Annotated in this window: 20 protein-coding genes and 5 tRNA genes; 15 read left to right on the top strand and 10 right to left on the bottom strand. The window is 69.6% G+C overall.

Going from position 1 to position 22,965, the window contains the following annotated elements; all coding sequences use genetic code 11:
* Positions 1 to 183 precede the first annotated feature (183 nt).
* Positions 184 to 1,716, top strand: a complete 1,533-nt coding sequence (locus GTY58_RS14160) for an acyl-CoA carboxylase subunit beta (protein ID WP_171033235.1) — start codon at positions 184 to 186, stop codon at positions 1,714 to 1,716.
* A 57-nt stretch (positions 1,717 to 1,773) separates the two neighbouring features.
* Positions 1,774 to 1,968: an acyl-CoA carboxylase subunit epsilon gene (locus tag GTY58_RS14155; protein WP_010984134.1), complete on the top strand. Its 195-nt coding sequence runs from the start codon at positions 1,774 to 1,776 to the stop codon at positions 1,966 to 1,968.
* Positions 1,969 to 2,386: 418 nt separating this feature from the next.
* Here the strand turns inward: GTY58_RS14155 and GTY58_RS14150 are convergent, their stop codons facing one another.
* The 8 genes from GTY58_RS14150 to GTY58_RS14115 form a co-directional block, all read right to left on the bottom strand.
* Positions 2,387 to 2,968, bottom strand: coding sequence for an ATP/GTP-binding protein (locus tag GTY58_RS14150; protein ID WP_026248371.1), 582 nt, complete (start codon positions 2,966 to 2,968; stop codon positions 2,387 to 2,389).
* Positions 2,949 to 3,533 (bottom strand): DUF742 domain-containing protein, encoded by a 585-nt coding sequence (locus GTY58_RS14145; RefSeq protein ID WP_010984132.1) that lies wholly within the window; start codon positions 3,531 to 3,533, stop codon positions 2,949 to 2,951. The genes GTY58_RS14150 and GTY58_RS14145 overlap by 20 nt, the downstream gene beginning before the upstream one ends.
* A gap of 96 nt (positions 3,534 to 3,629) precedes the next feature.
* Positions 3,630 to 4,043: a roadblock/LC7 domain-containing protein gene (locus tag GTY58_RS14140; RefSeq protein ID WP_010984131.1), complete on the bottom strand. Its 414-nt coding sequence runs from the start codon at positions 4,041 to 4,043 to the stop codon at positions 3,630 to 3,632.
* A 10-nt stretch (positions 4,044 to 4,053) separates the two neighbouring features.
* Positions 4,054 to 7,299 (bottom strand): nitrate- and nitrite sensing domain-containing protein, encoded by a 3,246-nt coding sequence (locus tag GTY58_RS14135; RefSeq protein ID WP_010984130.1) that lies wholly within the window; start codon positions 7,297 to 7,299, stop codon positions 4,054 to 4,056.
* Between the two features lie 397 nt (positions 7,300 to 7,696).
* Positions 7,697 to 8,275 (bottom strand): ATP/GTP-binding protein, encoded by a 579-nt coding sequence (locus tag GTY58_RS14130; protein WP_010984129.1) that lies wholly within the window; start codon positions 8,273 to 8,275, stop codon positions 7,697 to 7,699.
* Positions 8,256 to 8,654 (bottom strand): DUF742 domain-containing protein, encoded by a 399-nt coding sequence (locus GTY58_RS14125; RefSeq protein WP_010984128.1) that lies wholly within the window; start codon positions 8,652 to 8,654, stop codon positions 8,256 to 8,258. The genes GTY58_RS14130 and GTY58_RS14125 overlap by 20 nt, the downstream gene beginning before the upstream one ends.
* Positions 8,655 to 8,765: 111 nt before the next feature.
* The gene (locus tag GTY58_RS14120) at positions 8,766 to 9,179 is read right to left on the bottom strand and encodes a roadblock/LC7 domain-containing protein (protein WP_010984127.1); all 414 of its coding nucleotides are present in this window, start codon (positions 9,177 to 9,179) and stop codon (positions 8,766 to 8,768) included.
* Between the two features lie 9 nt (positions 9,180 to 9,188).
* Entirely contained in the window at positions 9,189 to 13,025 is a 3,837-nt protein-coding gene (locus GTY58_RS14115; RefSeq protein WP_010984126.1) for a nitrate- and nitrite sensing domain-containing protein, read from the bottom strand.
* Positions 13,026 to 13,626: 601 nt separating this feature from the next.
* On the opposite strand from GTY58_RS14115, the gene GTY58_RS14110 reads away from it, so the two are divergent.
* The 9 genes from GTY58_RS14110 to GTY58_RS14070 all read left to right on the top strand — a co-directional run bounded on the left by GTY58_RS14110 (position 13,627) and on the right by GTY58_RS14070 (position 18,132).
* The gene (locus tag GTY58_RS14110; RefSeq protein ID WP_037649747.1) at positions 13,627 to 13,815 is read left to right on the top strand and encodes a hypothetical protein; all 189 of its coding nucleotides are present in this window, start codon (positions 13,627 to 13,629) and stop codon (positions 13,813 to 13,815) included.
* A gap of 165 nt (positions 13,816 to 13,980) precedes the next feature.
* A complete protein-coding gene (locus GTY58_RS14105) occupies positions 13,981 to 14,757 on the top strand; it encodes a fumarylacetoacetate hydrolase family protein (protein WP_010984124.1) in 777 nt (258 codons plus the stop codon).
* Complete coding sequence (gene gltX / locus GTY58_RS14100) at positions 14,750 to 16,264, top strand: glutamate--tRNA ligase (protein ID WP_010984123.1); 1,515 nt, start codon at positions 14,750 to 14,752, stop codon at positions 16,262 to 16,264. Before GTY58_RS14105 ends, gltX begins: the two co-directional genes overlap by 8 nt.
* Positions 16,265 to 16,798: 534 nt before the next feature.
* Positions 16,799 to 17,533, top strand: coding sequence for an HAD family hydrolase (locus tag GTY58_RS14095; protein WP_037649795.1), 735 nt, complete (start codon positions 16,799 to 16,801; stop codon positions 17,531 to 17,533).
* Positions 17,534 to 17,624: 91 nt separating this feature from the next.
* Positions 17,625 to 17,696: transfer RNA gene (locus GTY58_RS14090), tRNA-Gln, on the top strand.
* A 42-nt stretch (positions 17,697 to 17,738) separates the two neighbouring features.
* Positions 17,739 to 17,811: transfer RNA gene (locus GTY58_RS14085), tRNA-Glu, on the top strand.
* Between the two features lie 62 nt (positions 17,812 to 17,873).
* A tRNA-Glu gene (locus GTY58_RS14080) sits at positions 17,874 to 17,946 on the top strand.
* A gap of 21 nt (positions 17,947 to 17,967) precedes the next feature.
* Positions 17,968 to 18,039: transfer RNA gene (locus GTY58_RS14075), tRNA-Gln, on the top strand.
* 20 nt (positions 18,040 to 18,059) lie between these two features.
* Positions 18,060 to 18,132: transfer RNA gene (locus tag GTY58_RS14070), tRNA-Glu, on the top strand.
* A gap of 49 nt (positions 18,133 to 18,181) precedes the next feature.
* Here the strand turns inward: GTY58_RS14070 and GTY58_RS14065 are convergent.
* Positions 18,182 to 18,826: a MerR family transcriptional regulator gene (locus GTY58_RS14065; protein ID WP_010984121.1), complete on the bottom strand. Its 645-nt coding sequence runs from the start codon at positions 18,824 to 18,826 to the stop codon at positions 18,182 to 18,184.
* 81 nt (positions 18,827 to 18,907) lie between these two features.
* Between GTY58_RS14065 and GTY58_RS14060 the strand changes: the two genes are divergently transcribed.
* Positions 18,908 to 19,405, top strand: a complete 498-nt coding sequence (locus tag GTY58_RS14060) for a DUF4188 domain-containing protein (protein WP_010984120.1) — start codon at positions 18,908 to 18,910, stop codon at positions 19,403 to 19,405.
* Between the two features lie 73 nt (positions 19,406 to 19,478).
* Here GTY58_RS14060 and ndgR read toward each other — a convergent pair whose 3' ends face one another.
* A complete protein-coding gene (ndgR, locus tag GTY58_RS14055; RefSeq protein WP_010984119.1) occupies positions 19,479 to 20,195 on the bottom strand; it encodes an IclR family transcriptional regulator NdgR in 717 nt (238 codons plus the stop codon).
* Between the two features lie 191 nt (positions 20,196 to 20,386).
* On the opposite strand from ndgR, the gene leuC reads away from it, so the two are divergent.
* From leuC to GTY58_RS14040, 3 genes are all read left to right on the top strand, one after another.
* Positions 20,387 to 21,820, top strand: coding sequence for a 3-isopropylmalate dehydratase large subunit (gene leuC / locus GTY58_RS14050; protein WP_010984118.1), 1,434 nt, complete (start codon positions 20,387 to 20,389; stop codon positions 21,818 to 21,820).
* Positions 21,821 to 21,826: 6 nt separating this feature from the next.
* Complete coding sequence (gene leuD, locus GTY58_RS14045; RefSeq protein ID WP_010984117.1) at positions 21,827 to 22,420, top strand: 3-isopropylmalate dehydratase small subunit; 594 nt, start codon at positions 21,827 to 21,829, stop codon at positions 22,418 to 22,420.
* Positions 22,421 to 22,707: 287 nt separating this feature from the next.
* Positions 22,708 to 22,938 (top strand): hypothetical protein, encoded by a 231-nt coding sequence (locus tag GTY58_RS14040; RefSeq protein WP_037649738.1) that lies wholly within the window; start codon positions 22,708 to 22,710, stop codon positions 22,936 to 22,938.
* Positions 22,939 to 22,965: the final 27 nt, after the last annotated feature.

The raw sequence follows: 22,965 nt of genomic DNA, 5'->3' as shown, positions 1-22,965 counted from the left end.
CTGAGCAGTCAGATCGGCTGCATGCGCGTGGGGTTCTGTTCAGGGGCACCAGGAAAACGGGCCGGAGACTGTACGGAGTCGACGGCTCGCTTTTCTTCGTGGGCTTCGTAAGGTCGCTACATGACCGTTTTGGACGAGACGCCGGGTGAGACGTCGGGTGAGCCGACGGACGCGCGCGGGCGCGTGGCCGAACTGCACGAGATCCGCGCGCAGGCGCTGGCCGGCCCCAGCGAGAAGGCGACCGACGCGCAGCACGCCAAGGGCAAGCTGACCGCCCGGGAGCGCATCGAGCTGCTGCTCGACCCGGGGTCCTTCCAGGAGGTCGAGCAGCTGCGCCGGCACCGGGCGACCGGGTTCGGCCTGGAGGCCAAGAAGCCGTACACGGACGGTGTGATCACCGGTTGGGGCACGGTCGAGGGCCGCACGGTCTTCGTCTACGCGCACGACTTCCGCATCTTCGGCGGCGCTCTCGGCGAGGCCCACGCCACGAAGATCCACAAGATCATGGACATGGCCATCGCGGCCGGGGCCCCGCTGGTCTCCCTGAACGACGGTGCGGGCGCCCGCATCCAGGAGGGTGTCAGCGCTCTCGCGGGCTATGGCGGCATCTTCCAGCGCAACACCAAGGCGTCGGGCGTGATCCCGCAGATCAGCGTGATGCTGGGCCCGTGCGCGGGCGGCGCGGCGTACTCGCCCGCCCTGACGGACTTCGTGTTCATGGTCCGCGAGACCTCGCAGATGTTCATCACCGGGCCGGACGTGGTCAAGGCGGTGACGGGCGAGGAGATCACCCAGAACGGCCTCGGCGGCGCCGATGTGCACGCCGAGACGAGCGGCGTCTGTCACTTCGCCTACGACGACGAGGAGACGTGCCTCGCTGAGGTGCGCTACCTGCTGTCGATGCTTCCGCAGAACAACCGGGAGAACCCGCCGCACGCCGAGTCGAGCGACGCGGCCGACCGGCGCTCGGACGTCCTGCTGGACCTGGTCCCGGCGGACGGCAACCGGCCGTACGACATGGCCAAGGTCATCGAGGAGCTGGTGGACGACGGGGACTTCCTCGAGATCCACGAGCGCTGGGCCCGCAATATTATCTGCGCACTGGCCCGTCTCGACGGCCGTGTGGTGGGCATCGTCGCCAACCAGCCGCAGACCCTGGCCGGGGTCCTGGACATCGAGGCGAGCGAAAAAGCTGCGCGCTTTGTCCAGATGTGTGACGCTTTTAACATCCCGATCGTGACCCTCCTGGACGTCCCGGGGTTCCTCCCCGGAGTCGACCAGGAACACGGCGGAATCATCCGGCACGGAGCGAAGCTGCTCTACGCGTACTGCAACGCGACCGTGCCGCGGATTTCGCTGATCCTGCGCAAGGCGTACGGAGGCGCGTACATCGTCATGGACAGCCAGTCCATCGGTGCCGATCTCACCTACGCGTGGCCGACCAACGAGATTGCCGTGATGGGCGCGGAAGGCGCCGCGAACGTGATCTTCCGCCGTCAGATCGCCGAGGCCGAGGATCCGGAGGCCATGCGGACCCGCATGGTCAAGGAGTACAAGGCCGAGCTGATGCACCCGTACTACGCCGCGGAGCGCGGCCTGGTCGACGACGTCATCGATCCGGCGGAGACCCGCGAGGTGCTCATCAAGTCCCTCGCGATGCTGCACACCAAGCACGCGGATCTGCCCTCCCGCAAGCACGGCAACCCGCCGCAGTAACCCTGCGGATCCTCCGCGGTACCCCCGCGGAAACCTCATCCACGGAGACTGAAGCCCATGAACCCGCCTGACATTCGCGTCGAGAAGGGCCACGCCGAGCCCGAGGAAGTGGCCGCCATCACGGCCATCCTCCTGGCTCGCGCGGCAACCGCCCCCGCCGCCTCGCCGGCCCGCCGTGGCCGCCCGAAGGCGGGCTGGCGCCGCCTGGAGCGCGAGCCGGGTTTCCGGGCACCGCACAGCTGGCACGGCTAGGCCGCGCCGCTCAGCCGTAGGCCAGAGGGGCCCCTCACCCACTTGGGTGAGGGGCCCCTCTGCTTGTGCCCCGACGGCTGTGCCCTGGTGGCGGTGGCCCCGACGGCGGTGGCTCTGGCGGCGGGGGTCGGGCGCCGCTGTCGTACGTCCCGCTGCCGCTGCCGCCCCCGACCGCGGTTTTCCGGCGCGGGGGACCCGGGCGGTGTCGGCTCACGTCCCGTTGCCGTGGACCGACAGAGCGGACCGACAGAGCGGTCACCGACAGAGCGGACCGACAGAGCGGACCGACAGAGCGGACCGACAGAGCGGACCGACAGAGCGGACCGACAGAGCGGACCGGCACACCGGACCGACAGAAGGGGGCGCCCTCTCCGACCGGAGAGGGCGCCCCCTTCTGCTGCTACCGCGCGCGGATGCGCTAGCGGAGTCGCGCCATGAGTGCGTGCTCGACCAGCGTGATCAGCGCCGACTTCGCGTCCGCGCGGTGGCGGGCGTCCGTCGTGATGATCGGGGTGTCGGGGCCGATCTGGAGCGCCTCGCGCACCTCGTCCGGGTTGTACGGCTGGTTGCCGTCGAAGCCGTTGAGGGCGATCACGAAGGGAAGACCGCTGTTCTCGAAGTAGTCGACCGCGGGGAAGCAGTCGGCGAGACGGCGGGTGTCGACCAGGACGATCGCGCCGATGGCGCCGCGGACCAGGTCGTCCCACATGAACCAGAAGCGGTCCTGGCCGGGCGTGCCGAACAGGTACAGGATCAGGTCCTGGTCCAGGGTGATGCGGCCGAAGTCCATGGCCACCGTGGTGGTGGTTTTGTCCCCGGTGTGGGTGAGGTCGTCGATGCCCGCGGACGCGGACGTCATGACGGCCTCGGTGCGCAGCGGATTGATCTCCGAGACGGCACCGACGAACGTGGTCTTGCCCACGCCGAAGCCGCCTGCCACCACGATTTTCGCGGACGTGGTGGAGCGGGAAGGCCCTCCGCTAGAGCTTGCGAAGTCCACTGAGCACCCTTTCGAGCAAAGTCACGTCTGGCTGGCCACCGGCGTTTTCGTCGCCGCCGGGCTGATGGATGGCGACCAGGCCCGCCTCCGCCAAGTCGGCGACGAGGATCCTGGCCACGCCGAGGGGGATCGTGAGCAGCGCCGAGACTTCGGCGACCGACTTGATCTCTCGGCAGAGGTTGCAGATCCGCTGATGCTCGGGCAGTTGCCCCTGCATCTGGTGCGGCTGCGCAGTGGTGTGCACCAGCGCCTCGATGGCGAGCTGGTACCGCGGCCTGGTGCGGCCGCCCGTCATGGCGTACGGGCGCACCAGGGGGTTGCTCGACGACCCTGCGGGCGCCGGCTCGGGGGAGCGTCGCTGTGGCTGCACGGGCTGGATGCGCGGCGCCGACGGCTGGTCGTACGGCGAGGGACCGGGACCCTGGGGGCCCTGGGGTGCGTACGGCTGACGCCGCGGGCTGGGTGCGGAGGGGAAGTTGTACCGGTTCTGCTCACCCTGACCCTGGCCCTGGCCGGGGCCGTAGGACCAGTTGCCCGAAGACGAACCGCCTGGGGGTGTTGCCACTCTCTCTCCTCCTCCAACTGCACCGGGCACCCATCACGTGGAAGCCGCGTCCCGAAACCTTAAGGCCCCGGGACGCCAAAACGTACCGTCTGTCTGCTAGTTGAGAAGGCTGCCCTGGAGCTCCGCCCGAAGGTCCGGGGTCAGAACCGTACCGGCACGGTCCACCAGAAGGGCCATCTCGTACCCAACGAGGCCAATGTCCGCCTCCGGGTGTGCGAGGACCGCGAGCGACGAACCATCGGAAATGGACATGAGGAAGAGGAATCCCCGCTCCATCTCCACAACCGTCTGATTCACAGCGCCACCCTCGAAGATGCGGGAGGCACCCGCGGTCAACGAGGTCAGACCGGACGCGACGGCCGCGAGCTGGTCGGCGCGGTCACGGGGAAAGCCTTCGGACATCGCCAGAAGGAGTCCGTCGGCGGAGACCACCACGGTGTGGGACACCCCAGGGGTGTTGTCCACGAAGTTGGTGATCAACCAGTTCAGGTTCTGCGCCGCCTGGCTCATCGGGCTCACACTAACGCTCCTGGTTGTAGGTGCTATCAGGACCGAGGCCCTGGCCGTTCGTGTCACTACCTGCATTGCGTCCCCGCTCCACGCCCCGGCGCAGGTTGCTCAGCCTGCCCCGGACGTCCTCGGGAGCGCGGGAGACCTGGGGGCCGCCCTGGGGGGTCGAATCCGCGGTTCCCTCGACCAGGTTGGCCTTGGGTACCCGTCGCGGCAGTCCGGAGGAGGTAACTCCGCCGGCCTTGGGCTTCTTCAGCTGCGAGGCCTGCTGCCAGCGCTCGTCGTTCGAGGAGCGCCAGTTGCTGCCCATGCCGCCCGTCTCGGTCCCGGCAGGGGCCGCCGACGGGTCCGGGCTCACGCGCTGCGGGCCGTTGCCGTTGCCGTTCCCGGTGGATCCGCGGCGGGGCAGACCGGCGTCGGTCAGTGCGTGGGCGGCGGAGGGGGCCGGTCCCGGACGGGTGAAGCCTACGTGGTCCCGCTCACTCACGTCAGCGGCCTGCGAGGATTCCGCTTCCGGAGCGTACTCGGACCGGTACCCGCTCTGGTAGTCGTCCTGCTTCGGCCAGTCATCCTGGTAGGACGGCTCGTCGAAGGCCGAGAACGTCTCCGAGGCGGTGCGCCCGCCACCCGAGTTGCTCTCCTGGTTCGGCTCCGCGTACGAGGGTTCCGGATAGCCGCCGTTGGAGGCGAAGTCACCGTTCGGCGCGAACTCTCCGGTGGCCGGGAACTCCCCGGTCTGGGAGAAGTCGCCGTTCGGCGCGAAGTACGGCTCCTCGTACGCAGGCTGCTGCTGCTCCTCGTACGCCGTCTGCTGGTCGTACCCCGCCTGCTGCTCCGGGTACCCGTTCTGCCCGTTGCCGTAGGCCGGCTGCTGCGACGCGTCGAACTCGTCCTGGTAGCGCTGCCCCTCGGAACCGTCCTGCGGGCCGTGTGCCTGGGCCTCCAGGGCCGCCCGGCGCTCCTCGCGCATCAGCGAGCGGCCGACGGGGTCCAGCTCCCGTATGTCGTCGGGGACCTCGGTGTAGCGGCTGTCGTCGAAGCCCAGCTCCGCGGCCGTACGCATCGGCTCCACCTGGAAGGCTTCGCCGCCTCCCGCGAAGTTCTGCTGCTCCGGGATGATCTGCGAGACCGTGAACTCGTCGCGCTGCACCTGCTGCTCGCCACCGCCACCGTGGGTGATGACGTCGGGGAGCATGACCAGCGAGGTCGTGCCGGCCTGCTCGCCCGAGGGGCGCAGCTGGACGCGGATGCCGTGCCGGTCGGACAGGCGGCCGACCACGAACAGACCCATGCGCTGGGAGATCGCGGCGTCCACGGTCGGCGGGTTGGCCAGCTTGTGGTTGATGTCCGCGAAGTCCTCGGCGGTGAGGCCGATGCCCTTGTCGTGGATCTCGACCATGATGCGGCCGTCCGGGAGACGGGTCGCGGTGACGCGGACCTTGGTCTGCGGCGAGGAGAACGTGGTGGCGTTCTCCAGGAGCTCGGCGAGCAGGTGCACGAGGTCGGTCACGGCGCGGCCGTGGATCTCGGCCTCCGGGACGCCGGACAGCTCGACGCGCTCGTACTGCTCCACCTCGGAGGAGGCGGCGCGCAGCACGTCGACCAGCGGGACCGGCTGGTCCCAGCGGCGTCCGGGCTCCTCGCCGGCGAGGACCAGGAGGTTCTCGCCGTTGCGGCGCATACGGGTCGCGAGGTGGTCCAGCCGGAAGAGGTTCTCCAGCTGGTCCGGGTCGGCCTCGTTGTTCTCCAGGTCGGTGATCAGGGTCAGCTGGCCCTCGATCAGCGACTGGTTGCGGCGCGAGAGGTTGGTGAAGATCGCGTTGATGTTGCCTCGCAGGAGGGCCTGCTCGGCGGCCAGTCGTACGGCCTCGCGGTGGACCTGGTCGAAGGCGCGGGCGACTTCGCCGATCTCGTCCGTGGTGGTGATCGGGATGGCCTGTACGCGGGTGTCGACGCGTCCCGGGTCCGTACGGGACAGCTGGTCGACCAGCATCGGCAGGCGCTGCTCGGCGACATTGAAGGCCGCGTTGCGCAGCTGGCGCATCGAGCGGCTCATCTGGCGGGCCATGAGGCCGGCGAGGATGAACGCGGCGAGCAGGGCCACGACGACGATGGCGCCGTTGATGTAGGCGTCGCGCTGGGCGCTGGAGGCGATGTCGTTGGCGTCGTTGACGGCCCGGTCGACGAGTTCCTTCTCCACCTGGCTGTAGCCGTCGAACTTGAGGGTCGCGGCGGACATCCACGTCGTGGGGGTGATGCCCTGCTGGGCGAGGGCGGCGGGCGTGGCGCCACTGCCGATCGCCTGGATCATCTTGTCCAGGGCCGGCGGGGCCACGAAGGTGCCGCCCGCGGCCTCGGTCCTGCTCTTGGCCTCGGCGAGCTTGGCCTTGCCCGCAGCGGTCTTCTGCTTCATCACCTGGGTGAGCCGGGCGTAGTCCTGCTCGGTGCCGCCGGAGACGTACTCCTGAAGAGCGATCTGCTCGAGGTACGCGTACGAGGTGAAGGAGGTGATCTGCTGGGCGCGGATCTTCTCGTCGCTGCTGGGCTTGATCAGCAGGTGCAGGCCGATGGAGCGTTCCAGCGACTCGGCGCCCTTGGCCAGCGCGATGGCGTACACGGTACGGCCGTAGCTGGTGATGTTGCCGGTACCCAGGCCCAGCTCGTTGGAGAACTCCATGAGCAGGTGCTCGACGGTGACGTAACCCTCTTCGGTCTTCACCGGGTCCATGGCGGTCGTGTAGGCCGCCTTGCGGATCTGCTCCAGCTGCGGTTCGGCCTTCTCCACCAGGCCCAGCCGGCGCTGGAGACCTGCCTTGGCCGGCATTCCGACGACTTCCTGGTGGAAGGCGTCGGCCTTCTGGTCGGTGAGGGCGCGGGCCTTCTTGACCGTCGCGTTGTTCCGGTCGCCCTTGAGGAGCGGGGCGGCGGACACATCGCGCTCGTTGAGCAGCGCCTCGGCGTATTCACCGGCGGACGCCACGATCTTCGCGACCTTCTCGGCGTCGCGGGCTTCCTGCCAGGTGTCGATCGAGCCCTTCACCTGGAAGCCGCCCATGACCAGGCCGACCAGCACGGGTATGAGCAGGATCGCGTTCAGCCTGGTCGGCACGCGCCAGTTGCGCGGAGAGAGACGGCTGCCGCTGGGCGCGACCACCGCCGCCGGCTCGGGGCCGGATTGTGCGGGTACCCCTCCCCGCGGCGGCGGGGTGAAGTTGCCCCGTGCCGACGGCTCGGGACCGTTCTTGCTTCGCCTCACTCGACCAACAACCTCTCGGCGTCGGCACCAACGTTGTGCCGCGGTGTCTCCAGAGCCCAGTACGTCGTTGACTGAGTACGTCTTTGACTAATGGGCAGTTCAGGCATTCCAGCACGTCAAGCGGCGCTCTTCCAAACACTCGGAAGGGAGGATTCCGCTCGCTGGAGGCCCCTGATAAAACGGTCATAAAGAGCGAGCCCCGCCAAAAGGCGGGGCTTTTGTGAGCGCAGCGAGACCGAACGAACGCGACGCGTGGTGATACCACCCGAGATCTCTGTCGAAACGTTATGAACGCCGGAGCCGACCGTGTCAAAGGACACAGTCGGCTCCAGCGTATCTACGACAACTGCCGTATGGCGTCGCCGACTTGCGTGGTATCAGGGGTGTGCTTCGAGTGCTATCGCAGACGGGCCATGAGCGCGTGCTCGACCAGCGTGATCAGCGCCGACTTCGCGTCCGCGCGGTGCCGGGCGTCCGTCGTGATGATCGGCGCGTCCGGACCGATCTGCAGAGCCTCGCGTACCTCTTCGGGGTTGTACGGCTGGTGCCCGTCGAAGCCGTTGAGGGCGATGACGAACGGCAGACCGCTGTTCTCGAAGTAGTCGACCGCGGGGAAGCAGTCGGCGAGACGGCGGGTGTCGACCAGGACCACCGCGCCGATGGCGCCGCGGACCAGGTCGTCCCACATGAACCAGAAGCGGTCCTGGCCGGGCGTGCCGAACAGGTACAGGATCAGGTCCTGGTCGAGCGTGATGCGGCCGAAGTCCATGGCCACCGTGGTGGTGGTCTTGTCCCCGGTGTGGGTGAGGTCGTCGATGCCCGCGGACGCGGACGTCATGACGGCCTCGGTGCGCAGCGGGTTGATCTCGGAGACGGCGCCCACGAACGTGGTCTTGCCCACGCCGAAGCCGCCGGCCACCACGATCTTGGCGGAGGTGGTCGTCCGCCCCCCGCCGTCAGAGCTTGCGAAGTCCACTGAGCACCCTTTCGAGCAGTGTCACGTCCGGTGCACCGCCGTTGTTCTCGTCGCCGCCCGGCTGGTGGATGGCGACAAGTCCGGCCTCGGCGAGGTCCGCGACAAGAATCCGTGCCACACCGAGAGGCATGGACAGGAGCGCCGACACCTCCGCCACCGACTTCACCTCACGGCACAGGTGGCAGATCCGCTGGTGCTCGGGGAGCAGCCCCATCAGCTGGGCCGGGTCGGCCGTCGTGCTGATCAGCGCCTCTATGGCGAGCTGGTAACGCGGCCGGGTCCGGCCGCCGGTCATCGCATACGGACGAACCAACGGCTGGTCGCCCTCGTCCCCGTACGACTGTGCGTACGGATCATGAGAGGCGGTGGGCGGGGTCATGAATCCTCCGGGCGGGACAGCAAGTCGGTCAGTCGTGCCGTCTGACAGGGGCCGGTGGGGGGATTGTGGCGGCCGGACGGTGATTTCGTGAGTTGTGTGGACCGGGGCCGGTCAGTGGAGCAGACTGCCCTGGAGTTCGGCGCGCAGGTCCGGCGTGAGCACCGCACCCGCACGGTCGACCAGGAGTGCCATCTCGTAGCCGACGAGGCCGATGTCGCACTCCGGGTGGGAGAGGACCGCGAGCGACGAGCCGTCCGAGACGGACATCAGGAAGAGGAAACCGCGCTCCATCTCGACGACCGTCTGGGCCACCGTGCCGCCCTCGAAGATCCGGGACGCCCCGGCCGTGAGCGAGGTGAGCCCCGACGCGACGGCCGCGAGCTGGTCTGCGCGGTCGCGCGGGAAGCCTTCGGACATGGCCAGAAGGAGTCCGTCGGCGGACACGACGACGGTGTGGGACACCCCGGGGGTGTTGTCCACGAAGTTGGTGATCAACCAGTTCAGATTCTGTGCGGCCTGGCTCATCGGGCTCAACTAACGCTCCTGCTGGTGAGTGGGGCTGGGGAAGCTGCCGGTCTGGCCGGTACCGGCCTGGCGACCCTGCTGGATGCCCCGACGGAGATTGGTCAGCCGGCCGCGTACGTCATCGGGCGCACGCGAGACCTGCGGACCTGCTTGGTGCTGTTGCTGCTGAGCCGTACCCGCGACGAGGTTCGCGCGGGGGACCCGACGCGGCAGGCCGGAGGTGGTGACCCCGCCCGCCGACGGCTGACGGACGCGTTCGGCCTGCTTGACGAGATCGTCGTTCGGCGTGCTGCGCCAGGAGGAGGCGGCCGGCGTGGGGGCCGGACGCTGGGGGGCCGCAGGTGACTGCGGCTGCTGCTGGGGGGCCTGCGCCGAGCCGTTGCTCTGCTGCTGGCCCTGCTGGCCCTGCTGACCGTGGAACCAGTTGGTCTCCAGCGTGTCGTACAGCGGCGTACGCCCGTCGCCGGGACCCGCCGCCGGCGGCAGCGCCTCGGGCTGCTGCGGACGCGCGGGACGCTGCGGGGCCGGCGGCCGGGGGACACCGAAGTCGGCGGGGCCACCGGCCTGCGGCCGCTCGAACTGGCCCGTGGACGAGGAGTCCTGGCGGTTGCCCTGGCCCGGCGCCGGGTACTGACCCGTGCCGGACGCGTCGTAGCCCGGCGTCGCGTACTGACCCGTGCCGGAACCGTCGTAGCCCGGCGTCGCGAACTGGCCGGTGGCCGACGGGTCCTGGGAGCCGCCGTAGGCCGGCGGCTGTCCGGTGGGCGACGCGTCCTGGGGGCGGCCCTGAGCCGGGAACCGGTTCGTGGGTGCCGCCTGGTTGCCGGTGCCGAACATGTCCGGGCGGCCGAACTGCCCGTTGCCGCCCTGCGGCGCCTCCGCGCCGGGGCGCGTGGTGTCGAAGTCGGGACGGGCGAACTCAGAAGTGGCGCCGGGTCCCTGGCGGTCGTCGATCCGGGGGATCTCCGAGGTCGCGCCGGGTCCCTGGCGGTCGTCGACGCGCGGCAGCCGGGAGGTGGCGGACAGCGCGTCCGGCTCCTCGTGGCCGCGGGGGGCGTCGAGCGAGGCGCGCGGCACCGGCGGCTGCGCGTTCTCGTCGCTCCAGCTGGGCGTGCGCGGCTGGGCGCTGCCGCCGGGCAGTTCGGCCCGCGGGCCACCGCGACCCGGCAGCTGCGGCCTGCGGCGACGGGACTCCTTGGGCTGCTGCTGAGGCTGCTGGGGCTGCTGCGGGGGTGCGGCCGCGGGGGTGCTGTCGCCGAAGCCGCCGCCCCGGCGCGTGCCGGAACCGCCGTCGCCGAAGCCGCCCTGACGGGTGGCCGCCGGGCCCTCGTTGAAGGCCTGCGCCGCCTGGAGGCCCTGCGGGGCGCCCGGCGCGTTCTGCCCGAAGGCACCGGCACCCGCACCGGCACCCGCGGGGGCCGGCCGGCCCTGCTGCGGTGCCGCCGGACCCTGCTGCGGACCCCGGGCTCCGCCCGGCGCGCCGGGACGTCCGCCCTGGTTGCTGCCGGGCAGTGCGGCACGCGGGCCCTGACCGGCACCCACCTGTCCGCGCTGCGGAGCCGCACCGATACGGCCGGCGTTGCCCGCGGGGGCACCGGCGCCGAGGCTCGGACTGCCCGACTGACCGCCGCGACGGGCCGCGGCCACACCGGCCGAGGCCTGTGCGGCAGCCGGGCCGCCGATGCCGGGAGCGCCCTGGCCCGGCTTGCCCGGAACCTTCTTGCCGCCCTGGGCGACATCGACGGGAAGCATGACGAGCGCGGTCGTACCGCCCGAGTCGGACGGACGCAGCTGGATGCGGATGCCGTGGCGCTGCGACAGACGGCCGACCACGAACAGACCCATGCGGCGGGAGACCGACACGTCCACGGTGGGCGGCGCCGCGAGCCGCTCGTTGATCGCCGCGAGGTCCTCGGGGGAGAGGCCGATGCCGGTGTCGTGGATCTCGATCAGAACGCGGCCGTCGGGCAGCGCGTGACCGGTGACCTTGACCTTGGTCTGCGGGGAGGAGAACGACGTCGCGTTCTCGAGCAGCTCGGCGAGCAGGTGCACGAGGTCGTTGACGACCCGGCCCGCGACCTCGGTGGTCGGGACCGAGGACAGCTCGATGCGCTCGTACTGCTCCACCTCGGAGGCGGCGGCGCGGAGCACGTCGACCAGCGGGACCGGGCGGGTCCAGCGGCGGCCGGGCTCTTCACCGGCGAGCACGAGGAGGTTCTCACCGTTACGGCGCATGCGGGTCGCGAGGTGGTCGAGCTTGAACAGGGAGGACAGCTGGTCCGGGTCGGCCTCGCGGGACTCCAGTTCGGAGATGAGCGAGAGCTGACGCTGGATGAGGCCCTGGGAGCGGCGCGAGAGGTTGGTGAACATCGCGTTGACGTTGCCTCGCAGCAGGGCCTGCTCGGCGGCGAGTCGTACGGCCTCGCGGTGCACGTCGTCGAAGGCCGCGGCCACCTGGCCGATCTCGTCCTTGGAGTGCACACCGACCGACTCCACGGACGTGTCGACGTCCTGCGGGTCGGACTCGGACAGCTGCCTGACCAGCTCGGGCAGGCGGTCCTGGGCGACCTTGGTCGCGGTGTCCTGGAGCCGGCGCAGCGAGCGGATCATGGAGCGGGCCACGACGAAGGCGCCGACGAGCGAGACGCCGAGGACGATGAGGATCAGCGCACCCGAGATGATCGCTTCCTGCTCGGACTGGTTGCGCAGCTCGCGGGCCTTCTGCTCCATCTGGTTGAGCAGGGTGAGCTCGATCTTCGACATCTGCTCGAGCTTGGCCGAGTCGTCGTCGACCCAGTCCTTGTACGAGCGCTTGTTCTGCTGGCGGATGCCGTTCTTGTCGCTCAGCGCGCGCTTCGCGTACTCGTCGGCGGCCTCGATGGTCGGGTTGCCGCTGTCGATGGGCTTCGTCAGATCTTCGTAGCCGTCGCCGTAGATGCTGTTGAAGCTCGATATCTCGGATTCCTGGCTGTCCAGGGCCGAGAGCGCGTACTGGCGGTCGTTCTCGGAGAGCTTGCCGAAGGTGTTGTTGCTCGCGGGCAGCGACGCCGCGATGACCGCGCGCTGCACGGACGCGTACTCCTTGGCGGTCGAGAAGGCCGCCAGGGCGCGCGTGCGCTGGATCATCTCCGGGTTGCTGGTCGCCTCGGCCATGTCCTGCGAGAGGCCGAGCAGCTGGGTGATGAGGCGGTGGTAGCCCTCGACCGTCTGCGTGGCGTTCTCGGAGTCCTTGTAGGCGACGTTGCGGATGCTGCTCAGGTTGCTCAGCTCACCGGCCAGACCCACGACGCTGTCGCGGACGCCGGAGAGCTGGCCGTTGCCGCTGGCGTCGTCGATCTCCTGGGTGCCCGAGAGGAAGGCGGAGCGCGCGCGGTCCGTCTTCTGGCGGACGCCCTTGACCGTGAAGTCGGTGGCCGTGGCGCCGTGCGCCAGCGGACCTGCCGACTGGTCGCGCTCGTCCTGGAGCGCGGCGGCGAGCTCGGTCGCCTGCTTGGTCATGTCGGTCAGCAGCTTCATGTTGTCGAGCTGCTGGATCTCGTCCATGGAGTCGCTGATGCGCAGCGCGCCGAGCGAGGTCGCGGCGACCACGGGGAGCGCGAGCAGCGAGACCAGACGCGTGGAGATGCGCCAGTTGCGCAGAGCTACGCGCGAGCCGCTGCTGGGGCCGCTGCTCGTCGGCTTCGCGGGTGGAGTGGGGGCCTTGGGCGCACCGGTGCGCCCACCGCTCTTGCCGGCCTCACCCGGTCCCGGGTTCTGGGCGTGCTGGGGCGAGGAACCGCGGTCGGTCCCGCCGTGCGGCTCCGGCTCCGCCGAAGCGCTGCCATCCCTCTTGAAACGTCCCTGCACTAGCGTCGCAACCTCTGGACCAGGCGTCCCTCCGCGTGAACGGCGGGACGGTGTCGGCGTCGTGGGAGTGCCCTCAATGCGCACCCATGGTGGTCGTGAGTGACCGGCGCTGGGCTCCCCCTTCCCGCCGCCACTGGCGCTGCGTTGCGCCCCTGCGCGCCGGATCTCGATCCCGCGGCGGTCCGTGGAATTCCAGCACAGTGCCGGATCTCCAACAAGGCCCATGGGCGAGCCCGTGACGACCGTGACCCCTTGTGAGGGGAGCGTCACGAGACGTAGAAAGTGGACTTATATATATCGGGCATAAGCGGGCGAGTCATCGAGGTGCGCAGGGTGTCCCAGTCGCCATGATCAGGAGCGGAATGCGCGCTTCAGTGGGGCAATGTCCGTTTCGTCGCGAGGAGTTGGCGGTCCGGATTGACCCTTTTGCCCAGTAGTCAGTGAGCAAACTCACACGGGGATCATGACCTCTTCACGCCTTCGCCAGGGAATTGAATGTTTAGCCTGACGCTTTACAGGGATGGCGAATCCGACAACCTGCGCTTCTGCGGCGGTCCTTGGACCCTGCCCGGCGCCCGTACCGACGAGGTCACGAACTCCAGTGAAGACGACGACGATGTTCCGCAACATAGCCAACCCGCGACGCACCACGCTGGCGCACCTCACCGACGCCGACGAGCTGCACACGCCGGACCAGCCGGAACACTCCGTCGATCTTCCCACCCAGACCGCCAATCCCCGACGCACCATCCTGATGGAGGCCCCCGTCACGGCTTCCGTCGCGGAGTAGTACGCGCACCGGGCGCCGCCCGCTCAAGGTGTTCCCTGTGAATGGGCGGGCGTGATCGCGCACGGCTCCGAGGGCGCCCGCCGGTAATGCGCGAGCCTGCCGCCCCCACCGCGTTAGCCTGGAGCGTCAGACTCCAGCCAGCTCAGTGAGGGGCGCAAGGATCCCGTGCGCATCGCCAGATTCTCCATCGACGGCAACGTCGCTTTCGGCGCGGTCGAGGGCGACAAGCCGGACGAGCTCGTCCTCGACATCATCAAGGGCATCCCGTTCGCGGACTTCGAGCTCTCCGGTACGAAGGTTCCCCTCAACAAGGTGCGCCTGCTGCCGCCCGTGCTCCCCAACAAGGTCGTGGCCTTCGGCCGCAACTACGCGGAGCACGCCAAGGAGCTGGGCAACGAGGTGCCCGACGCCCCGTTCGCCTTCTTCAAGCCGTCGACCTCGGTGATCGGCCCCGGCGACCCGATCCAGTACCCGTCCTTCTCGAACGAGCTGCACCACGAGGCCGAGCTGGCGGTGGTCATCGGCCGCATGTGCCGCGAGGTACCGCGTGAGCGCGTCAAGGACGTCATCCTCGGCTACACCTGCGCCAACGACATCACCGCGCGTGACGTCCAGAAGCGCGAGAAGCAGTGGGCCCGGGCCAAGGGCTTCGACAGCTCCTGCCCGCTCGGCCCCTGGGTGGAGACGGACCTCGACCCGAGCGACGTCACCATCCAGCTCACGGTCAACGGGCAACAGCGGCAGCTCGGCCGCACCAGCGAGATGATCCACTCGATCGAGGATCTGATCGTCAACATCACCGAGGCCATGACGCTGCTCCCCGGCGACGTGATCCTCACGGGCACCCCGGCTGGGGTCGGCCCCCTCAACGTCGGCGACGAGGTCGCCGTCACCATCGAAGGCATCGGCACTCTCACCAACAAGGTGATCAAGCGTGGCTAACGCGAACTCCCCCAAGTCCTCGACTCCGCTCGGAGAGGGGGTGCCCCCACGCGTACGTTTCTGTCCCTCCCCGACCGGCAACCCCCACGTGGGCCTGGTCCGTACGGCCCTGTTCAACTGGGCGTTCGCCCGCCACACCGGCGGCACCTTCGTCTTCCGCATCGAGGACACCGACGCGGCCCGTGACTCCGAGGAGTCGTACGAGCAGCTTCTGGACTCGCTGCGCTGGCTGGGCTTCGACTGGGACGAGGGCCCCGGCGTCGGCGGCCCGCACGCGCCGTACCGCCAGTCGCAGCGGATGGACCTCTACAAGGACGTCGCCCAGAAGCTCCTCGACGGCGGCTACGCGTACCACTGCTACTGCTCGACGGAGGAGCTGGACACCCGCCGCGACGCCGCCCGCGCCGCCGGCAAGCCGTCCGGCTACGACGGACACTGCCGGGAGCTGTCGGCCGAGCAGAAGGCCGCCTACGAGGCCGAGGGCCGCACGCCCATCGTCCGGTTCCGGATGCCCGACGAGCCGATCACCTTCACGGACCTGGTCCGCGGCGACATCACGTACCTCCCGGAGAACGTCCCGGACTACGGGATCGTACGAGCCAACGGCGCGCCCCTGTACACGCTGGTCAACCCGGTCGACGACGCGCTGATGGAGATCACCCACGTCCTGCGCGGCGAGGACCTGCTCTCCTCCACTCCCCGCCAGGTCGCCCTCTACCGGGCGCTGATCGAGCTGGGCATCGCGAAGTCCGTGCCGGAGTTCGGCCACCTGCCGTACGTCATGGGCGAGGGCAACAAGAAGCTCTCCAAGCGTGACCCGCAGGCCTCGCTGAACCTCTACCGGGAGCGCGGCTTCCTCCCGGAGGGCCTGCTCAACTACCTCTCTCTCCTTGGCTGGTCGCTCTCGGCGGACCGCGACATCTTCACGATCGACGAGATGGTCGCCGCCTTCGACGTCAAGGACGTGAACCCCAACCCGGCCCGCTTCGACCTGAAGAAGTGCGAGGCGATCAACGCCGACCACATCCGGCTGCTCGATGTGAAGGACTTCACCGAGCGCTGCCGGCCGTGGCTGAAGGCCCCGTTCGCCAACTGGGCGCCCGAGGACTTCGACGAGGCGAAGTGGCAGGTCATCGCGCCGTACGCGCAGTCCCGCCTCAAGGTCCTCTCCGAGATCACCGACAACGTCGACTTCCTGTTCCTGCCGGAGCCGGTCTTCGACGAGGCGTCCTGGACGAAGGCCATGAAGGAGGGCTCGGACGCACTGCTGCGCACGGCCCGGGAGAAGCTGGAGGCGGCCGACTGGACGTCTCCGGAGTCCCTGAAGGAAGCCGTCCTGGCGGCGGGCGAGGAGCACGGCCTCAAGCTCGGCAAGGCGCAGGCCCCGGTCCGCGTCGCCGTCACCGGCCGCACGGTCGGCCTGCCGCTCTTCGAGTCCCTGGAGATCCTGGGCAAGGAGAAGACGCTGGCCCGCGTCGACGCGGCACTGGCGAAGCTGACGGCGTAGCCGCACAGCGCAGGCACGAAGGGGGCGGCGTCCGGTCCGGACGCCGCCCCCTTCGTATGCTCCGAGCCGTCATCCGGAGTTCCCCCCTCCAGCGAACTGCCGCTCCTGGAGCGGTGACCCGTTCACGAAGGCTTGCCTCAGCGGGGCCGCGGCGCTGTCGTGCGCCGTGCCGGCCGGGCCCGCGTCGCCACCGGCGCGCCCCGCACGCCCAGCGCCACCCAGGCCGTCAACACCTGGCTGTACCGGTCCTGCGGCGCCTTTGGACCCGCCGGCGTCCACGACCGCGCCACGAACCGTCCCCTCACGGTCCCGGCCGGCCGGGACCGCCTCGCCGACGGCTGTCTGATCCGCGAGAACCGCGGCACGCACGAACCACTGCTCACCGACTTCCCCACGGGTACGGCGACCACGCGGACGGCGACCGTGCTGCGCACCGCCGACCAGGACGACGCCCAGGGCCCCGGCCTGACCCTGACCGGCACGACTGCCGTCAACCGGCCGACGCGGCGCCCACCCCCGGGTTACCGTCGGCTCATGGACATCAGCGCCGTGGTCTGGGACATCGACGACACGATCTTCGACTACGGCGCCGCGGACCGAGCCGGGATGCGCGAACATCTGGCGGCCGAGGGCCTGCTCGACGGATACGAGTCCGTCGAGCAGGCCCTGGCACGCTGGCGGGAGGTCACCGACCAGCAGTGGCTGAGGTTCTCGGCGGGAGAGACCGACTGGGAGGGCCAGCGCCGCGAACGCGTCCGGGTGTTCCTCGGGCAGCCGCTGACCGACACCGAGGCCGACGACTGGTTCCAGCGCTACGTCGCGTACTACGAGGCCGCCTGGGCCCTCTTCCCGGACGTACTGCCCGTCCTGGACGCCCTCGCCGCCAGTCACCGGCACGCGGTCCTGTCCAACTCGAGCCTCCACGTCCAGGACCGCAAGCTCCGGGTCCTCGGCGTGCACCACCGCTTCGAAGCCGTCCTGTGCGCGGCCGAGCTCGGCGTCTCCAAGCCCGCCGCGGAGGCCTTCCACGCGGCCTGCGACGCGCTCGGGCTGCCGCCGCACCAGGTCGCGTACGTCGGGGACCACCCGGAGATCGACGGCCGCGGCGCCGCCGAGGCCGGACTGCTCTCCGTCTGGATCGACCGCGACGGCGCTCACACCGCCACCGCCGTCGCGTCCACCGGCCCGCACCGGATCGCGTCGCTGGCCGAACTCCCCGCCGTCCTCGGCGCGGATACCCGTTTTGGAGTGCCGTCCACCTTCGGGTAATGTTCTTTCTGCGCCGCCGGGGAGCGGGCCGAAAGGCCGGAAACCGGAGGCGCAAGCTAAAACAAGATCCCCGCAAGGGATTGCGTTTCAGTGGCCTATGGTGTAATTGGCAGCACGACGGTTTCTGGTTCCGTTAGTCTAGGTTCGAGTCCTGGTAGGCCAGCTCGCAGAGCTTATCTGCATCGCAGAGAACCAACTCTGCAAGGCCCCCGTTGTGTAGCGGCCTAGCACGCCGCCCTCTCAAGGCGGTAGCGCCGGTTCGAATCCGGTCGGGGGTACAGATCCTTCCCAGGGGGGCAGTCCGGGTCGCACCCGCTGACTCTCATGCAGGATCGCTAGGGCCCCCGTTGTGTAGCGGCCTAGCACGCCGCCCTCTCAAGGCGGTAGCGCCGGTTCGAATCCGGTCGGGGGTACTCGGTGGTCTAGACCACCATTGGGCTATGGTGTAATTGGCAACACGACGGTTTCTGGTTCCGTTGTTCTAGGTTCGAGTCCTGGTAGCCCAGCTGGATCACTCGTGGTCCTTGCCCCCGTTGTGTAGCGGCCTAGCACGCCGCCCTCTCAAGGCGGTAGCGCCGGTTCGAATCCGGTCGGGGGTACGTGAGGCGAAGGCCCTCCACTTCGGTGGGGGGCCTTCGCCGTTCCCGCTCACTCGATGCCGTACCGCCGCGCCGACTCCTCCTCCTGCGCCAGCCGGTGCAACGCGCGCAGCACCGGTTCGAAGAGGATCGCCGCCGCGACCGCGGTCTCGACCTTCTCGGCCTCCGACGGATGGGTCTCCACGAAGTCCAGGTCCCGGACGGCCGCCTGATGCATCAACTGGGCGTACGGCGCCATCAGTTCGGCGTCCCAGGCGTAGCCGAGCCGCCTGAGTGTGGCCACGGCCACGACCAGCGAACGATGCGCGGGAGAGATGCTGCTCAGGTTCTGGGCGGTCGTCCAGTCCAGCGTCCGCAGGAGCTGATCCACCTCGTGCTGCGCGGCCCGGACGTTCTCGTCCTCCTCGTCCGGCTCCGGAACCTGCGGCAGCGCCCACAGGGCCGCTCCCAGCCGGATCGTGCGGCCGAGGGAGTCGTCGTCGACGTGCCCCAGGACCTCCCGGGCCGTCGCCACCGGGACCCGGCCGACCTGAATCAGCGCCCGGACCAGGCGCAGCCGGCGCAGATGGCCCTCGTCGTACTCGGCGGTGGTCGCGCTGATGCGCCGGCCCGGCGCCAACAGGCCTTCGCGCAGGTAGTACTTGATCGTCGCGAGGGGTACACCGCTCCGCTCGCTCAACTCGGCCAGCCGCATCTCTTGCGCCCTTCCTTGGTTAGCGTCACTATCCAAGCACGGGGCCTTGGATAGTGCCCTTCACCAACACAGGGGGCCGCCATGTTCGCCAAGCCCGTCGCGGGCCGCACCACCGCAGCCGCCGAGGGGGACGTGGTCGTGCTGCTGATCGGCATGCGCATCAACCACCTCTGGGCCGTGCACCAGTGGCTGCCGGTCTTCCTCGCGATGCCGCGCATGCTGCGCGAGCTGACGCGGGACCGGAGCCGCGGACTGCTCGGCCATGTGCTGCTGACGGCCTCACCGCGGACCTACTACGTGGTCCAGTACTGGGAGTCCAAAGAGAAGCTCTACGCGTACGCGACGTCACCCGACATGTTCCACCACCGGGCCTGGGCGATCATCAACCGCAAGGAGCGCGCGGGAAAGGCGCGCGGGCACGTGGGGCTGTGGCACGAGACGTATGTCGCGCCCGAGGGGTCGTACGAGTCGATCTACGCGGACATGCCGCCCTTCGGGCTTGCGGCCGCGCACGGGGTGCTGCCCGTCGAGAAGCGGGGGCGGCGGGCGAAGGACCGGTTCGCGCACCGGTCCGCCTGAGGGGGATGCCGGGGGAGGGCCTGCCGCGGCGTTGAGGCGGGCCCGCCCCCGATGACGTACTCGATCGCTCAGGTCAGCCCGTGCGGCGCAGGGCCTCGGACAGGCGCCCGGCGGCGTCGATGACCGCCTGGGCGTGCATACGGCCCGGGTGGCGGGTCAGACGCTCGATGGGGCCGGAGACGGACACGGCGGCCACCACCCGGTTGGAAGGGCCGCGTACGGGGGCGGAGACGGACGCGACACCCGGCTCGCGCTCGCCGATCGACTGGGCCCAGCCCCGGCGCCGTACGCCCGACAGGGCCGTCGCCGTGAAGCGGGCGCCCTGGAGGCCGCGGTGCAGGCGCTCCGGCTCCTCCCAGGCCATCAGGATCTGCGCCGAGGAACCGGCCTTCATGGTGAGCGTGGAGCCGACCGGGACCGTGTCCCTGAGGCCCGACAGGCGCTCGGCCGCGGCGACGCAGATCCGCATGTCGCCCTGGCGGCGATAGAGCTGCGCGCTCTCGCCCGTGACGTCCCGGAGGTGGGTGAGCACCGGGCCCGCCGTCGCCAGCAGACGGTCCTCGCCCGCCGCCGCGGCCAGCTCTGCCAGCCGGGGCCCGAGAATGAAACGGCCCTGCATGTCACGCGCCACCATGCGGTGGTGTTCAAGTGCCACGGCCAGGCGATGTGCCGTGGGCCGTGCCAGTCCGGTCGCTGCCACCAGTCCCGCGAGGGTGGCCGGGCCGGACTCCAGGGCGCTCAGGACAAGGGCCGCCTTGTCCAGCACGCCGACGCCGCTACTGTTGTCCATGCAACGATACTCGCGTCTCACTCTGTGAAACGCAAGTTCAATTTCGCGTGGAACACGCCACCCTGGTAGATACAGCGGCCCGCAGACCAACGGGCCCGGCGGCGGACGCGCGGTACGAGGGGTACGAGCGTTGCCGCCCCGAAGATCTCTAGTTGGGCCGGCGCCGACACAGGCCGGCCGGAGGGAAAGCGATGGGTAGGACACTCGCGGAGAAGGTCTGGGACGACCATGTCGTCCGGCGCGCCGAGGGCGAGCCCGACCTCCTCTTCATCGATCTGCACCTGCTGCACGAGGTGACCAGTCCGCAGGCCTTCGACGGTCTGCGCCAGGCGGGGCGTCCGGTGCGCCGTCTCGACCTCACCATCGCCACCGAGGATCACAACACCCCGACCCTCGACATCGACAAGCCCATCGCGGACCCGGTCTCCCGGGCCCAGCTGGAGACGCTGCGCAAGAACTGCGCCGAGTTCGGCGTGCGCCTGCACTCGCTCGGCGACGTCGAGCAGGGCGTCGTGCACGTCGTCGGCCCGCAGCTGGGCCTGACCCAGCCCGGCACCACGGTCGTCTGCGGCGACTCCCACACCTCCACGCACGGCGCCTTCGGCGCGCTGGCGTTCGGCATCGGCACCTCGCAGGTCGAGCACGTGCTGGCCACCCAGACGCTGCCGCTGGCCCGCCCCAAGACCATGGCCATCACCGTCGACGGCGAGCTGCCCGACGGCGTCACCGCCAAGGACCTGATCCTGGCGATCATCGCCAGGATCGGTACCGGCGGCGGCCAGGGCTACATCCTGGAATACCGCGGCTCCGCCATCGAGAAGCTCTCGATGGAGGCCCGGATGACCATCTGCAACATGTCGATCGAGGCCGGCGCCCGCGCGGGCATGATCGCCCCCGACGAGACCACCTTCGCGTACCTCAAGGGCCGTGCCCACGCGCCCGAGGGCGAGGAGTGGGACGCCGCCGTCGCGTACTGGAAGACCCTGAAGTCGGACGAGGACGCGGAATTCGACGCCGAGGTCGTCATCGCCGCCGCCGCGCTGTCGCCGTTCGTCACCTGGGGCACCAACCCCGGCCAGGGCGCGCCGCTTTCGGCGTCCGTCCCCGACCCCGCTTCGTACGAGGACGCTTCGGAGCGCTTCGCCGCCGAAAAGGCCCTGGAATACATGGGGTTGACCGCCGGGCAGCCGCTGCGCGACATCAAGGTCGACACCGTCTTCGTAGGTTCGTGCACCAACGGCCGCATCGAGGACCTGCGTGCGGCCGCCGCGATCGTCGAGGGCCGCAAAGTCGCCGACGGCGTACGGATGCTGATCGTCCCCGGCTCGGCGCGGGTCGGTCTCCAGGCCGTCTCCGAGGGCCTGGACGTGGTCTTCAAGGAGGCCGGCGCCGAATGGCGGCACGCGGGCTGCTCGATGTGTCTGGGCATGAACCCCGACCAGCTGGCCCCCGGTGAGCGCTCCGCGTCCACCTCCAACCGCAACTTCGAAGGCAGGCAGGGCAAGGGCGGCCGTACGCACCTGGTGTCGCCGCAGGTCGCCGCCGCCACCGCCGTGCTCGGCCACCTGGCCTCCCCGGCCGACCTGGCCGACGAGAACGCCGCCCGTACGCCCGCTGGAGTCTGAGAAGCCATGGAAGCATTCACCACGCACACCGGCCGGGCCGTCCCGCTGCGCCGCAGCAACGTCGACACCGACCAGATCATCCCCGCCCACTGGCTCAAGAAGGTCACCAGGGACGGTTTCGAGGACGGGCTGTTCGAGGCCTGGCGCAAGGACGAGTCCTTCATCCTCAACCGGCCCGAGCGCACGGGTGCCACGGTCCTGGTCGCCGGCCCCGACTTCGGTACGGGTTCCTCGCGCGAGCACGCCGTGTGGGCGCTCCAGAACTACGGCTTCAAGGCCGTCATCTCCTCGCGCTTCGCCGACATCTTCCGCGGCAACTCGCTCAAGAACGGCCTGCTCACAGTGGTTCTGGAGCAGAAGATCGTGGACGCGCTGTGGGAACTCACCGAAAAGGACCCGCAGGCCGAGGTCACGGTCGACCTGGAGGCCCGTGAGGTGCGCGCCGAGGGCATCACGGCGGCCTTCGAGCTCGACGAGAACGCCCGTTGGCGGCTGCTGAACGGCCTGGACGACATCTCCATCACCCTCCAGAACGAGGGCGACATCGCGACGTACGAGGCCAAGCGGCCGTCGCACAAGCCGCGGACGCTCCAGGTCTGATCCCCGGGCCGTCGGAAGGCCCGTCGACGGGCCTTCCGACGACTGGTTTCGGCCACCCGCAACCCCTGTCTGTACCCCCAATCGTGGACGGTTGGGGGTACAGCCATGTCTGCGTCCGAACCGCCCCGCACGCCTCGATCGGGCTGCCAACTTCCCACGTTACAAGGGGTGTTGGCCGGGTACCCGAGTCTTGACATCGCGGCTTCGGCAGGTGCCCGGAAGGCCGTTTGAGGCGGTAGTTGCCCCCTGCGCAGGCGACAACTCGCCCCAGATGGCACAATCTGTGCATGGAACACGACGGCCAACTCGAGCTCTATACGGCAGTCGCGGCCCAACTCAAGGAAGCGCACACAACAGTGCGCGCACTGCAAGTCCCGGAGGGCGTACGGATGGCGCTGACCCGGAAGCTGCTGGTCATTACGGCCGTGGCCAAACACGATCTCGCCGATGCGACAAGGCGTCTGGAGCGGTTCATGACCGACCTCGACGAGGGTCGAATCCCCGAAGAGGAACGCTGAACAAGTCCGAGACTGCCGAGTTCGTTG

This window comes from Streptomyces sp. SID5469 (genome assembly GCF_009862865.1).
Lineage (GTDB): Bacteria > Actinomycetota > Actinomycetes > Streptomycetales > Streptomycetaceae > Streptomyces > Streptomyces avermitilis.
The sequence above is the reverse complement of the archived record's forward strand: the minus strand, read 5'-3'. Positions and strand labels throughout refer to the sequence as shown.

Bases quoted from the DNA above. Each gene is read 5' to 3' on its own strand.
- GTY58_RS14065 (WP_010984121.1), bottom strand. From the start codon at position 18,826: ATGCGGCTGGCCGAGTTGAGCGAGCGGAGCGGTGTACCCCTCGCGACG.
- leuD (WP_010984117.1), top strand. From the start codon at position 21,827: ATGGAAGCATTCACCACGCACACCGGCCGGGCCGTCCCGCTGCGCCGC.
- GTY58_RS14120 (WP_010984127.1), bottom strand. From the start codon at position 9,179: ATGAGCCAGGCCGCACAGAATCTGAACTGGTTGATCACCAACTTCGTG.
- ndgR (WP_010984119.1), bottom strand. From the start codon at position 20,195: ATGGACAACAGTAGCGGCGTCGGCGTGCTGGACAAGGCGGCCCTTGTC.
- leuC (WP_010984118.1), top strand. From the start codon at position 20,387: ATGGGTAGGACACTCGCGGAGAAGGTCTGGGACGACCATGTCGTCCGG.
- GTY58_RS14125 (WP_010984128.1), bottom strand. From the start codon at position 8,654: ATGACCCCGCCCACCGCCTCTCATGATCCGTACGCACAGTCGTACGGG.
- GTY58_RS14095 (WP_037649795.1), top strand. From the start codon at position 16,799: ATGGACATCAGCGCCGTGGTCTGGGACATCGACGACACGATCTTCGAC.
- GTY58_RS14155 (WP_010984134.1), top strand. From the start codon at position 1,774: ATGAACCCGCCTGACATTCGCGTCGAGAAGGGCCACGCCGAGCCCGAG.
- GTY58_RS14060 (WP_010984120.1), top strand. From the start codon at position 18,908: ATGTTCGCCAAGCCCGTCGCGGGCCGCACCACCGCAGCCGCCGAGGGG.
- GTY58_RS14140 (WP_010984131.1), bottom strand. From the start codon at position 4,043: ATGAGCCAGGCGGCGCAGAACCTGAACTGGTTGATCACCAACTTCGTG.
- GTY58_RS14040 (WP_037649738.1), top strand. From the start codon at position 22,708: ATGGAACACGACGGCCAACTCGAGCTCTATACGGCAGTCGCGGCCCAA.